The organism is Rhizobium sp. TAL182, from assembly GCF_002117725.1.
Classification (GTDB): domain Bacteria; phylum Pseudomonadota; class Alphaproteobacteria; order Rhizobiales; family Rhizobiaceae; genus Rhizobium; species Rhizobium esperanzae.
Genome location: NZ_CP021024.1, coordinates 2531776 through 2544961 on the forward strand (window position 1 = coordinate 2531776; position 13186 = coordinate 2544961).

The following is a 13186-nucleotide window of genomic DNA, read 5'->3' on the forward strand; positions in this document are numbered from 1 at the left end:
ACAGAAGCAACGTCCAATTTCCATGCTCGCAGGATAGCAATAATGCCGCGCACCCTCGATATCCAGATGAATTCCTTTCCGATTGCCGGGACCTTCACCATCTCGCGCGGCGCAAAGACCGAGGCCGAGGTCATTACCTGCACAGTCACAGAAGAAGGCGCGCAAGGGCACGGCGAATGTGTGCCCTACCGCCGCTACGGCGAGACCATGGAGAGCGTCTTCGCACAGATCGAGGCAGCGCGCCCGCTGGTCGAATCCGGCATTTCGCGCGACGATCTCTTGTCGGCGATGCCGCCGGGTGCGGCACGCAACGCCGTTGATTGCGCTCTCTGGGATCTCGAAGCAAAACGGACGGGCCAAACGGTCGCTGCCCGCCTCGGCCTCACCGCCCTCAAACCGCTCACGACAGCCTACACCATCTCGCTCGGTGAGCCGGAAGTGATGGCCGCGCACGCACGCGAACATGCCGGTCGCACTCTGCTCAAGGTGAAGGTCGGAACCGGCGACGATGAAAGCCGCATCCGCGCCGTCCGCGCGGCCGCACCCGACGCCGCCATCATTCTCGACGCCAATGAGGGCTGGCCGGAGGCGGTGCTGGAACGTCATCTGCAGATCGCCGCAGAGGCGGGCGTTGCCCTCGTCGAGCAACCGCTGCCGGCGGGCCGCGATGCGCTGCTTGCCGAAATCCGCCGCCCGCTGCTGGTCTGCGCCGACGAGAGTGTGCATCACACCGGAGACCTCGCAAGCCTTGCCGACCGTTACGATGCGATCAACATCAAGCTCGACAAAACAGGCGGCCTGACCGAGGCCTTGGCGATGAAGGCCGAAGCCGGGAGACTCGGTTTTTCGATCATGATCGGCTGCATGGTCGGCACCTCGCTGGCCATGGCGCCGGCCGTGCTGCTTGCGCAGAATGCCGATTTCGTCGATCTCGACGGACCGCTGCTGCTTGCCCGCGACCGCGAGCCCGGCCTGCGCTACGCCGCTTCCCTGGTCTTTCCACCGGAAAGCGCCCTCTGGGGCTGAAGATAATAGGCTGAGATGACGAGTCCGAGGCCGGAAAGCGCGACGAGCGCCATGACGTAATAGCTGACGAGGCCGAGCCAGGCGTAAAGATAGCCCGAAGCGATGGTCATCAACCCCATCGCCATGCCGACATAAAAGAAATAGGCGCCCTGCGCCGAGGCCTCCTGCGTTTCCTGCACCGTCGCCATGATCCGCCGCTGCACGCCGGTGTGCACGAAGGCATAGGTGAAGCCGTGGAAACATTGCAGCAGGAAGAAGCCGGCAAAACCGGCGTTCATGGGAAACAGGATCCAGCGGCAGACGCTGACGGCGCAGCCGAAGCGGATAAGCGTCCAAGCGCTGAAGCGCCGATTGAGACGCTTCGACAGAAAGAATACCGTCACCTCCGAGGCAACGCCGGCGCTCCAGAGCAGGCCGACTTGCGTGCCGGAAAAGCCGAGCTGATGCCAATAGATCGAGGAAAAAGCATTAAGCACCGCATGGCTCGACTGCTGGATGGCGACGCCGATCAGAAGCAGCAGCAAATGCGGCTCGCTCAGACCGCGCCCGGTGGCGGCCGGAAGATCGATCGGCTGGCCGCGCCGCCGCGTCGGTCCGATCCGCGGACAGAAGATCGCCATCACCACGGTCATCGTGAAGCCGAACACCATCACAACGAGCACCATGCCGCCGCCCCACCGGCCGATCAGCTGACCGCCGAGGAGCGTCGAGATGATGAAGGCGATCGACCCCCACACCCGCATCGATCCATAGTCGAGCCCCCAGCGGCGCACACCCGAAATGACGATCGATTCGACGACCGGCAGATAAGGCGCGAAGGTGGCGCCCTGCAGCGCGAAGACGATCGTCACCGGCCAGAAGCTCGTCGTCCAATAAAGTGCGATTGCGGTCAGCAGCGACAGGCCGCCCGACCACAGCAACACGTCGGCGCGCTCCTTCAGGCGGTCGGCGATCATGGCGACGACAGGCGCCACCAGAACACGAACCACCATTGGTATGGCAAGGATGATGCCGATTTCATGGTCGCTGAAACTGTGGGTTTCCAGCCAAACGGGGAAGAACGGCAGCACGACGCCGTTGACGAGCAGCGGCGCGCAATAGGACAGCGCGCTGAGCAGCCGGAAGCGCTGCGGCGCTCCCTCACCCGAGGAATGTTGAGCGGGAATCATGGGTGGACCTGAAGGAAACTGGACGTTGTCCTAACACACCACCCGGAAAGCGACTATTGCGAGAAATAGCCGTCCGGAAACGTTTTAAGAAATAAATTGGGCCTGTCACCTCGCGGTAACGGCTAAATTGCTGGAGAGCCGCCGCGACTGCGACGGCGCCAAAATCAAGCCGCCTGCGGGGCGAGTTCCGCCTCTTCGGGACGCTCGACGGCGGTAAGCGCCGGTACGGCGGTGGCAAGCGCCCGCCAGGTGATCAGTTCGAAGGTGCCGTCGGCATGTTCGGCAACCGCCGTGCAGCTTTCCACCCAGTCACCCGTGTTGATGTAGCGAATGCCGTCCATGTCCTGGATGATGGCGTGGTGGATGTGGCCGCAGATCACGCCGTCGGCGCCGCTCTTGCGGGCCTCTTCGGCCACGACGCGCTCGAACTCGCCGATGAAATTGACCGCATGCTTGACCTGCAGCTTCGCCCAGGCGGAGAACGACCAATAGGGCATACCGAGGCGGCGGCGTACGGCCGCGAGCAGGATATTGATCCGAATCGCCGTATCATAGGCCCAGTCGCCGAGATAGGCGAGCAGGCGGGCGTTGCGGACGACGACGTCGAACTCGTCGCCGTGCAGGATCAGGTATTTCTTGCCGTCCGCGCCGTCATGCATCATACGCTCGACGACCTCGATGCCGCCGAAATGCATGCCCGGGAAGTCGCGCAGAAATTCGTCGTGATTGCCCGGGACGTAGACGACGCGCGTGCCCTTGCGCGCCTTGCGCAGCAGCTTCTGAACGACGTCGTTGCAGACCTGCGGCCAATACCAGCTGCGCTTCAGGCGCCAGCCGTCGACGATGTCGCCGACGAGCACGATCGTGTCCGCCTCGTGGTAGCGCAGGAAATCCAGCAGGAAATCAGCCTTCGCGGCCTTCGAGCCGAGATGGACATCGGAAATGAAGAGCGTGCGGAAATGTCTGGGTTCCATCATGTCTATCACGAGCTGCCGCTCATGCCCCATCTTTCATCTAGCCTTCCAAAACCAGACTCGTGTTTCAGGAAGATGACAAGCTGGGGAAAAGCCCTTCAGACCCCACCCATTCCGTCCGGATGGTAAACGCCGATCTCGTCGGTGGCGAAGCTCGCAATACCGACATCGGAAATCCGATCATCATAATTTCTCGCCGCGATGTTCCGGATCTTTCCCGTATACCGAGAATCAAATTAACAGCAGCTGCCGATCAAGGCGTAACCTGGGGGATTGATGATGCGCGCCCACACCGCGACAATAATGATTTCTATTGCACTGCTTGCAGGCTGCGCACCGACGCAGCAGGACTATGATGCGACAGTCACGCTGCTGCAGGGCAGCGCGAGAGCGAGAAATGAGTTCGTCAAAGTGTGCGCAAAGGATTTCGATGCAAATGCGCGTCGCACCGCAGGGATCGTGACAAACGCCTCCGACAAGGACGCTCCGAGGGTCGCCTGCCAGCGATATCTGACGGCCGCGACCTCCGGTCGCGCCACGTATCAGGATCTGCTCGACATCAAGGCTCACCGGTTTACGCCAAAGCTCATCAAGATCTTCCAGGGCCGCTGATAGCCCGGAAGACGCCCTCTCGCTCGTCGATTTTGAAACCGACGTGAACAAGTTCGACGGGCCAAGCGGATTGGGGGGAAAGCGGCCACGGGACGCTCGCCCCTCTTTCGGCCGGCGATGTTGCCCTGCCGATCGAGCGCGTTCATGATGACGACGATTTCATATCCGAAAAAGCGGGATGGCCGATGCGTCTCTTTCTCGTTCGCCATGGCGAATCCCTCGGCAATATCAACGAGCAGGCCTACCGCCAGTTCGGCGATCATAACGTGCCGCTGACGGAATGGGGCTATCGCCAGGCGGCGGAGGCAGGCGCTGTCATCGCCTCGTACCTGAGCGGGTTGCCGAGCCAGGGATTTCAGAAGCTGCATATCTGGTATTCGCCGTTTCTGCGCACGCGCCAGAGCAAGGATGCGCTGCTCGAAGCGCTGCCGGAAAACTTCGTCGGCGATGTCAGGGAAGATTATCTCCTGCGCGAGCAGGATTTCGGCCTCTTCACCGAAATATACGACCATACCGAGCAGAAACAGAAATTCCCCGAAGAATTCGAAAAATGGGCGAGGCTGCGCAATAATAGCGGCAAGTTCTATGCGCGGCCGCCGGACGGCGAAAGCCGGGCAGATGTGGCGCAGCGGGTGCGTCTCTTCCTCCAGACCGTCATGCGCGAGGCCGAAAGCGGCAACCAAAATGTCGCGATCGTCGGCCATGGCGTCACCAACCGGGCGGTCGAAATGAATTTCCTGCAGCACTCCGTCGATTGGTTCGAGCGCTCCGACAATCCTGGGAATTCCGACGTCACGCTGATCGAGGGAACGCGTCTGCAAGGCTACGACACCACACTGCTGCACCAAGCCGCCGACCGGCAGCCGGGACAGGAGGACAGACTGCGCGATGCATACGGCGCCGATGTGACGATGACGCCGAAGCGCGGCGGATAGACCCCTCCCCAACCCCTCCCCACAAGGGGGAGGGACTAACGAGCGGCATCAACGGTGATAAACCCCGGCCTCTCCGCGGATGAAACGGTGAGTTAAAGAAGGACGGTGCGGCATGCTAACCCCTCCCCCTTTGTGGGGAGGGGTTGGGGCGGGGTTTTCTACGCTCTTCACGCAGCTCGCACCGCCGCCATCGGCTTCACGTTCTGATTCATCCGGAACAGGTTGTTGGGATCGTAGCGCAGCTTGATTTCCGAAAGGCGCGCATAATTGGCCCCGTAAGCCATTTCGACCCGGTCGGTCTCGTCCTCCGGCATGAAGTTGATGTAGGCAGTACCCACAGCATGCGGCTTGGTTGCCTCGAAAAGTTCGCGCGCCCAGCCAACGCAGTTTCCGTCCATCTCGGTTTCCCGCCAGCGTGCATGGACATTCATGACGAAATGCGAACTGCGCTGTGGAAATGCCGTGGCTTCGGTCGGCACGCGACCGGCGGCGCCGCCAACATGGCCGATGAATATTTCGCATTCCGGCCCCGGCAGCTTCCGCACCGCATCGATGAGAACTTCGATCGCCGCGTCGGAAAGGGAGGCGAAATCCTGGCTCTTCCAATAGTTACGGGCGCCTGGCGTTAGAAGCGGGTCGAATGCCTGCTGCCAGCCGATGAACGGCATTGGGCCGACGATGTCGGCGATCGGCTTTCCGATCCCGCGCAATCCAGCCGCCGCCTTTTCGCCCGCTGCCATGTCCCCGCAATAGCACATGGCGAGCACCACGATCTCCTTTCCATGCCACTCAGCCGGAAGGAACGGCAGCGGCGGCGCCTGGCGCATCACCACCCAGCAGGTCAGCTCGTCGGGTGCTGTTTCCAGCGCCTCCCGATACTCCCTGAGAACTTTTTCCGCATCGGCGAAGGGATGCACCACCAGTCCTGCGAAAACTTCGGGATGGAGTGGGTTGAGCTGGAATTCGAATGAGGTCACGACACCGAAATTGCCGCCGCCGCCGCGCAGCGCCCAAAACAGGTCCGGCCGCTCCGTCTCGCTCGCCTTCACCAGTTCGCCATCGGCCGTCACCACATCGACGGAAATCAGATTGTCGAGCGTCAGACCGAATTTCCGGGTGAGCCAGCCGAAACCGCCGCCGAGCGTCAGGCCGGCTATGCCGGTCGTGGAATTGATACCGGTTGGCAGCACCAGTCCGAAGGCCAGCGTTTCCTTGTCGACATCGCCGAGCGTGGCGCCGGGCTCGATCCTGGCGCGGCGTATCTCGGGATCGACCCGCACGGACTTCATCGGCGATAGGTCGATAACGACACCACCTTCGCAGACCGCATTGCCGGCAATGCCGTGCCCGCCGCCGCGCACCGAAACGAGCAGATTGTTGTCACGTGCAAAGCGCACCGCGCGCACCACATCAGCCGCCCCTGCGCAGCGCGCAATCAGACCCGGCCGGCGATCGATCATCGCATTCCAGATCGCCCGCGCCTCGCCGTAATTCATGTCTTTGCTGGTCAGGAGACTGCCGCGAAAACCTGCGGCAAACGCATCCATGGCCACGTCATTGACCATCGTCTGACCCCGTTGCAGGGTCGTGAGGTTCAAATTGTCCATGATTTCCTCCATGCGACCGGCGCCCCGCACCGTCGCGGCCGGCATCTTGCGCTCGCAGAGGGCGTCAAACAAGTTTTCCAAAAGGATTAGTACCGGCGATGACGGTACGTCAGGCCTACCCGCAGTACACGGCACTCGCTCTCGACGAAAACTTCTACCATCCCTCATTTCCATACTGTCGCCCGTATCTGATTGATGTATGGAGGGAACTCCAGAAAAAGACGTGCACGGAGGCGGCAATGGATCACCAGGATAAATCCAAGACGGACAAGAACCTGCCGGGCGGCGATCTCGACGAGCAGGCGCTCTTCTTCCATCGCTATCCCCGCCCCGGCAAGCTGGAGATCCAGGCGACCAAGCCGCTCGGCAATCAGCGCGACCTGGCGCTCGCCTATTCGCCTGGTGTTGCCGCCCCCTGCCTTGCCATCCGCGACAATCCGGAGATGGCGGCCGAATATACCTCGCGCGCCAATCTCGTCGCCGTCATTTCCAACGGCACCGCCGTGCTCGGTCTCGGCAATATCGGGCCGCTGGCTTCGAAGCCGGTCATGGAGGGCAAGGCCGTGCTCTTCAAGAAATTCGCCGGCATCGACGTCTTCGACATCGAGATCGACGCCGCAAGCGTCGATCAGATGGTCTCGACCGTTTCCTCGCTGGAGCCGACCTTCGGCGGCATCAACCTCGAGGACATCAAGGCGCCGGAATGTTTCGAGGTCGAGCGGCGCCTGCGCGAGAAGATGAAAATCCCCGTCTTCCACGACGACCAGCACGGCACGGCGATCATCGTCGCCGCCGCGATCCTGAACGGTCTGGAACTCGCCGGCAAGGCCATCGACAACGTCAAGATCGTCGCCTCCGGCGCGGGTGCTGCCGCCCTTGCCTGCCTCAATCTGCTGGTGACGCTCGGCGCTAAACGCGAAAACATCTGGGTCCACGATATCGAGGGCCTCGTCTATGAAGGCCGCACCGAGCTGATGGACGAGTGGAAGTCCGTCTATGCCCAGAAGAGCGACACGCGCACGCTCGCCGAAAATATCGGCGGCGCCGATGTCTTCCTCGGTCTCTCGGCCGCCGGCGTCCTGAAACCGGAGCTGCTGGCGCAGATGGCGGACAAGCCGCTGATCATGGCGCTTGCCAATCCGACGCCGGAGATCATGCCGGATCTCGCCCGCGCCGCCCGCCCGGATGCAATGATCTGCACCGGCCGCTCGGATTTTGCCAACCAGGTCAACAACGTCCTCTGCTTCCCCTACATCTTCCGCGGCGCGCTCGATTGCGGCGCCGAGACGATTAATGAGGAAATGAAGATGGCGGCCGTGCGCGCTATCGCAGCGCTTGCCCGCGAAGAACCCTCCGACGTCGCTGCCCGCGCCTATTCCGGCGAGACCCCGGTCTTCGGCCCCGACTATCTGATCCCTTCCCCCTTCGATCCGCGCCTCATCCTGCGCATCGCCCCTGCCGTCGCCAAGGCCGCCGAACGGAGCGGCGTCGCGCGCCGCCCGATCCAGGATTTCGACGCCTATCTCGATCAGCTGAACCGTTTCGTCTTCCGTTCCGGCTTCGTCATGAAGCCGATCTTCACGGCGGCAAAGACCGCCGAGCGCAAGCGCGTCATCTTCTCCGAAGGTGAAGATGAGCGCGTGTTGCGCGCCGCCCAGGTGCTGCTCGAGGAAGGCTTGGCCAAACCGATCCTGATCGGCCGCCCGCAGGTCATCGAGACGCGCCTCAAACGCTACGGGCTGCGCATCCGGCCGTTGCAGGATTTCGAGGTCATCAATCCGGAAGACGATCCGCGTTTCCGCGAATATGTCGATCTCTATTTCTCGCTCGTCGGCCGCCGCGGCGTCATCCCGGAAGCCGCCCGCACCATCGTGCGCACCAATACGACCGTCATCGGCGCGCTGGCGCTGAGGCGCGGCGAGGCCGATGCGCTGATCTGCGGCCTCGAAGGCCGTTATGAAAAGCACCTGCGCGACGTGCGTCAGATCATCGGCAAACGCAAGGATGTCCGCGATTTCTCGGCGCTGAGCCTGATGATCTCGCAGCGTGGCGCCACCTTCTTCACCGACACCTACGTCACTTTCAATCCGAGCGCCGAAGAGATCGCCGAGGCGACTGTCATGGCGGCCGAGGAAATCCGCCGCTTCGGCATCACGCCGCGCGCTGCCCTCGTCTCGCATTCCAACTTCGGCTCGCGCGAGTCCGAAAGCGCGACAAAGATGCGCAACGCGCTACAGCTTGTACGCGACGCTGCGCCCGATCTCGAAGTCGATGGCGAAATGCACGGCGAAAGCGCCATCACCGAAGCGCTACGCAAGCGCGTCATGCCGCACACCACGCTGCATGACGAGGCGAACCTCCTCGTCTTTCCGAACCTCGATGCCGCCAACATCACGCTCGGCGTTGTGAAGTCGATGACCGACGGCCTGCATGTCGGCCCGATCCTGCTCGGCGCCGCCATGCCGGCCCACATCCTCGCACCCTCGGTCACCTCTCGCGGCGTCGTCAACATGGCCGCACTCGCCGTCGTCGAGGCATCGCAGCCGGCATAAGCCTGCTTTGCGACCAAGAGATTACGGATAACCAGCACTCGCCGAGATGTTCCGCAAGTGCTGGCGGAAGCACGCCTGGAACTCCTTAAAGCTGTCGAAGCCGAGGGAGGTGGCGACACGCGCAACCGTCGAGGGAGAAACGTGACACTCGACGGCGACGGAGCTCATGGTTCCGAAGGCGATCATTACGGGCCGGGCGAGAGCGATCCGTGCGACCCGCTCCTGCTGCTCAGGAAGCCGCAGACCGGCGGCGACGATCATGCTCTTCAGTTCACCGATGTCGCTTGGCCTCTTCAGCGTGCTGTTCAGATCCATTGACGTGCTCCGCTTGGGAATGAGATGCGCCGCGGAAGCGGCGCATCGACGTGCTCAGGCGATGGTGACCGGCTGTTTCCGGGAAGCCGACTCGATACTGGCGAGCGCAATCGCCAGCGCGTTGCGCGCATCGCTTCCGGTCGGTCCTTGGGTTAGTTTGCCGTTGCGAACGGATTGTACGAACGAGGCGAGCTGCGCCGTATAGCCATGGATGAAATGGTCGGTATCGCGCCGCCAGGTATCGCTGGATACACCGCTTTGATCGAACAGGGTCATGCTGGAACGCCTGACGTCGCCCATCGTCACCATGCCGGCGGAGCCAAACACCTCACCACGGATATCGTAGCCATAAAGCGCCGAGAAATTGGCTTCGGCAACCGCGATGGAGCCGTTGTCGAAACGAATGGTCACGACGGCCGTATCGAGGAAGCCTTTCTCCTTGGCGTCCGGGCGAATGAGCGCGTCCGCGACGGCAAAAACCTCGACTGGTTTTGCCCCCGGATTGAGCCAGAGCAAGGTGTCGAAGTCGTGGATGAGCGTTTCGTAAAAGATGGTCCATGGCGGGATGCGGTCGGGATCGGTGCCGAAGGGACCGGGATCGCGCGTGAGCGAGCGGACAAGCTGCGGCGCGCCGACCTTGCCGGCATCGATCGCGGCGCGTCCTTCCGCGAAGGACTGATCCCAGCGCCGATTGAAGCCTACCTGAAGCGGAACCTCGGCGGCGCGTGCCGCGGCGATCGCGCGATCAGCATCCTCGAGCGTCAATGCCATTGGTTTTTCACAGAAGATAGCCTTGCCTGCTTCGGCAGCCTGCACCAAAACATTCGTGTGGAATCGTGCCGGTGTCGCGATGATCACCGCATCGAGACCGGGATGCGACAAAAGCTCGGCGACATCGCTGTAGGCTGTGTCGACGTCGAGCGTCTCTGCCAGCCTGCTGGCAGCGCCCGGCGCAGGGTCTGCGATGGCAACGAGCTCTGCATCGACCAGGCGGCGGGCAATGGTTTCGCCATGAAAGGAGCCGATGCGGCCGGCACCGATGAGGCCGACATTGATGGCATTGGTCTTGGGCATCTAATGGGTCCAGTGTGATTGTGATTGATCAGAGAGTGAATACAGCGCGGAAGGCTTCGAGCGCGGCGTCCGCATCGTCGGCGGCCCAGGCCTCCATGCCCACCGGGCCGGAATAACCCATGGCGCTCAGTGCCTTGGCGATGCCGTTCCAGTTCACCTCGCCCGTTCCCGGTTCGCATCGGCCTGGTACGTCGGCGACCTGAATCTCGCCGATCCAGGGCAGGCATTTTCGGCAAAGCTCGATCAAGTTTCCTTCGCCGATCTGAGCATGGTAGAGGTCGAGGTTAAGCCGCAGCCGGGGATGATCGACGCTCGAAACCAGCGCTAGCGTGTCCTCGGCGCGGCCGAACGGCACGCCGGGATGGTCCACCGGCAGATTGAGGTTTTCGAGCGTAAACGTGACGCCCTCTTCTTCGGCCATGTCGACGATGCGACAGAGCGTATCGCGTGCCTTCAGCCACATTGCCCCCGTAACGACTTCGACCGGCTGAACCGGCAGTCCTCGATCTCCGAGCCCCGTGCCATGCAGATTGAGCCGTTGAACGCCGAGCCGCTTTCCGACCTGCGCCGTTTCTCGCGCCGTCCTCAGAAGTTCGTCAGCGCCGTCGTCGTCTGTCAACCGACCGGTCAGATATCCATTCATGATCGTGAAGGTCGCACCGGTCGCCTTGAGCTTGTTCAGGTCGTGCTCCGGCCAGTTCCAGAGACCGACACCGAAGCCCATTTCCTTGAGGCGCGACGCGCGCCACTCGATCGGTTTGTCGCGCCACAGCATTTCAGCGCAGGCTGCTAGCGGGAAGGAAGAGTTCCTGGCAGTCGTCATGCAGATGTTTCCCTGTGTTTCGGGTATGAGTTTTGGTGGCGCGGCACCGGGGCGCCGCACCGAATGAAGTGCGTCCGGAGGGGGCGCTCAGATGGTTCCGCCGAGTTCCTCCGACAGCGACTGCAGTTCTTTGCCGCCGGCCATCAAATTCTGCAGCGCTTCGATGCCGATCTCGCTTTTCGCATAGGTGCCGAGCGTCTTGCCCCGATTGAGCACGGTGAAGCGATCACCGACCGCATATGCATGGCGGACGTTGTGGGTGATGAAGATCACACCGAGCCCCCTGCTGCGTACCTGGCTGACATATTTGAGAACCATCGATGTCTGTGCGACGCCGAGTGCGGAAGTTGGCTCGTCGAGGATCAGAACCTTGGCGCCGAAATAGACCGCACGTGCGATCGCCACACACTGGCGTTCGCCGCCGGAGAGCGTGCCGACCGCCTGCTGGGGGTCACGCACGTCGATACCGATCCGATGCATCTCATCGCGCGTTACGTTGTCGGCCAGCTCCATATCCATTCTCTTGAACGGACCAAATCCCTTCAACGGCTCCCGTCCCATGAAGAAATTTCGCGTCACCGACATCAAGGGGATCATCGCAAGGTCCTGATAGACGGTCGCAATTCCGGCATCGAGAGCTTCTCGCGGACCGGAAAACAGCCGGGGCTGGCCTTCAATCAGAAAATCACCGGAGGTTGGCTTATGCACGCCGGCCAGCGTATTGATGAGGGTGGACTTGCCGGCGCCATTATCGCCGAGCAGACAAAGCACTTCGTTTGCGTTCACGCTCATGGAGACGCCGTTGAGGGCGATGACCGATCCGAAATGTTTGACGAGGTTTCTGACCTCGACGAGTGGCGTCTGAGACGTGCTCATCAGCGTTCTCCCGTGACGCGTTTACGAATGACGTTGTTGAAGATGACCGCAATCAGCAGCATTCCACCGAGGAACACGAGATACCAATCCTGGTCGATCGAGGTGTAGGTCAGGCCGATCAAAACCATGCCGAAAACAATGGAACCGAAGAAGGCGCCGATCGCCGAGCCGTAACCGCCGGTCAGCAGGCATCCGCCGATGACCGCAGCGATGATCGCCTCGAACTCCTTCTGAAAGCCGCGGCGAGCATCGGTGGAGCCGGCATCCAGCACGGTGAGGATAGCAACCAGCGTCGCGCAGAGCGCCGTTATGATAAAAAGCGTGGTTTTCACGCGGGCCACCGGAACGCCCGACTTCCGGGCGGCCCGCGGATCGCCGCCGGCGGCGAAAATCCAATTGCCGAAACGTGTTCTTAGAAGCACCCAGGTCGCAACGAGCGCGATTGCAATGAACCACAGGATCTCGACCGGTATGCCCGCCACTTTCGGAAGCCCGTTCGGGAAGGTCTCTATGATGCCGCGGCTGCCGAGCCAGGTGAAAAGCCCGGTGAAGGCATCGCCCGAGAAGATCGGCGCGAGCGGACTGCCCGCCGCGGCCTCCTTCATTCCGCGCAACTGGGTGGCGCCGCCGCTCGCCCACTTCAGACCGACAAGGGTCAAGCCGCGAAGAATGAAGAGAAAGGCAAGCGTGACGATGAACGACGGAAGTCCGGTACGCATCGTAATCTGGGCGTTGGTCACGCCGATCACCACGGCAAAACCCAATGCGATAAGGATTGCGACGCTCAAAGGAAGGTGCAGCACGACAAGGGCGGTGCCGAAGACGAGGCCGGCAAAAGCCACCATCGATCCGATCGAAAGGTCGAATTCCCCTCCGATCATCAGTAAGGCCGCGCCAATGGCAAGGATTCCAAGCTGGGCGGCCGGAGCCATGAAATTGATCACCCCTGCCAGCGTGAACATCGCCGGGTTGGCGGTGAAGAAGAAGAAAATGGTTACAAGTACCAGACCGGCGACCGCGCCAAGTTCGGGCCGCCGCAGCAGCGCGGTCACGGTCGAAACCTTTTTCAGGCGCTCATCGGATCGGGTCGCAGTCCCGTTCTGCTCGTTCGCCAGCGTCATGGTTGTTTCCTCTGAGATTATCGTTGTCCGTACGGACCGGTCGTCGGGCGGACAGTGTCGTCACGCGTGTACCGGCCTGCAGTGATGATGGCAGCCCCGGGT

12 protein-coding genes are annotated in these 13186 nt (G+C 61.9%); 4 read left to right on the top strand and 8 right to left on the bottom strand.

Features of this window, described 5'->3' with window-relative positions; all coding sequences use genetic code 11:
- Positions 1 to 42: 42 nt before the first annotated feature.
- Entirely contained in the window at positions 43 to 1026 is a 984-nt protein-coding gene (gene dgcA, locus Tal182_RS12720) for an N-acetyl-D-Glu racemase DgcA (protein WP_085859639.1), read from the top strand.
- Here dgcA and Tal182_RS12725 read toward each other — a convergent pair.
- Positions 978 to 2195 (bottom strand): MFS transporter, encoded by a 1218-nt coding sequence (locus Tal182_RS12725; RefSeq protein WP_085859640.1) that lies wholly within the window; start codon positions 2193 to 2195, stop codon positions 978 to 980. The genes dgcA and Tal182_RS12725 overlap by 49 nt on opposite strands.
- Before the next feature lie 164 nt (positions 2196 to 2359).
- Positions 2360 to 3202 (bottom strand): UDP-2,3-diacylglucosamine diphosphatase, encoded by an 843-nt coding sequence (locus Tal182_RS12730; RefSeq protein ID WP_064802994.1) that lies wholly within the window; start codon positions 3200 to 3202, stop codon positions 2360 to 2362.
- Positions 3203 to 3448: 246 nt separating this feature from the next.
- Between Tal182_RS12730 and Tal182_RS12735 the strand changes: the two genes are divergently transcribed.
- Together Tal182_RS12735 and Tal182_RS12740 are read left to right on the top strand one after the other, a co-directional pair.
- Positions 3449 to 3781 (top strand): hypothetical protein, encoded by a 333-nt coding sequence (locus Tal182_RS12735; protein ID WP_064811699.1) that lies wholly within the window; start codon positions 3449 to 3451, stop codon positions 3779 to 3781.
- A gap of 185 nt (positions 3782 to 3966) precedes the next feature.
- Complete coding sequence (locus tag Tal182_RS12740; RefSeq protein ID WP_085859641.1) at positions 3967 to 4716, top strand: phosphoglycerate mutase family protein; 750 nt, start codon at positions 3967 to 3969, stop codon at positions 4714 to 4716.
- Positions 4717 to 4883: 167 nt separating this feature from the next.
- Here Tal182_RS12740 and Tal182_RS12745 read toward each other — a convergent pair whose 3' ends face one another.
- Positions 4884 to 6323, bottom strand: coding sequence for an FAD-binding oxidoreductase (locus Tal182_RS12745; protein ID WP_064811700.1), 1440 nt, complete (start codon positions 6321 to 6323; stop codon positions 4884 to 4886).
- A 239-nt stretch (positions 6324 to 6562) separates the two neighbouring features.
- On the opposite strand from Tal182_RS12745, the gene Tal182_RS12750 reads away from it, so the two are divergent.
- Positions 6563 to 8875 carry an NADP-dependent malic enzyme gene (locus Tal182_RS12750; protein WP_085859642.1) on the top strand — a complete coding sequence of 771 codons (2313 nt, stop codon included), beginning with the start codon at positions 6563 to 6565 and terminating at the stop codon, positions 8873 to 8875.
- A gap of 21 nt (positions 8876 to 8896) precedes the next feature.
- On the opposite strand, the gene Tal182_RS12755 is transcribed toward Tal182_RS12750, so the two are convergent.
- The 5 genes from Tal182_RS12755 to Tal182_RS12775 all read right to left on the bottom strand — a co-directional run bounded on the left by Tal182_RS12755 (position 8897) and on the right by Tal182_RS12775 (position 13084).
- Positions 8897 to 9190 (bottom strand): MurR/RpiR family transcriptional regulator, encoded by a 294-nt coding sequence (locus Tal182_RS12755; protein ID WP_085859643.1) that lies wholly within the window; start codon positions 9188 to 9190, stop codon positions 8897 to 8899.
- Positions 9191 to 9244: 54 nt separating this feature from the next.
- Positions 9245 to 10264 (bottom strand): Gfo/Idh/MocA family oxidoreductase, encoded by a 1020-nt coding sequence (locus tag Tal182_RS12760; protein ID WP_085859644.1) that lies wholly within the window; start codon positions 10262 to 10264, stop codon positions 9245 to 9247.
- Between the two features lie 28 nt (positions 10265 to 10292).
- Positions 10293 to 11087, bottom strand: coding sequence for a TIM barrel protein (locus Tal182_RS12765; RefSeq protein ID WP_085859645.1), 795 nt, complete (start codon positions 11085 to 11087; stop codon positions 10293 to 10295).
- 87 nt (positions 11088 to 11174) lie between these two features.
- Positions 11175 to 11963, bottom strand: coding sequence for an ATP-binding cassette domain-containing protein (locus Tal182_RS12770; protein WP_085859646.1), 789 nt, complete (start codon positions 11961 to 11963; stop codon positions 11175 to 11177).
- A complete protein-coding gene (locus Tal182_RS12775) occupies positions 11963 to 13084 on the bottom strand; it encodes an ABC transporter permease (protein WP_085859647.1) in 1122 nt (373 codons plus the stop codon). The genes Tal182_RS12770 and Tal182_RS12775 overlap by 1 nt, the downstream gene beginning before the upstream one ends.
- Positions 13085 to 13186: the final 102 nt, after the last annotated feature.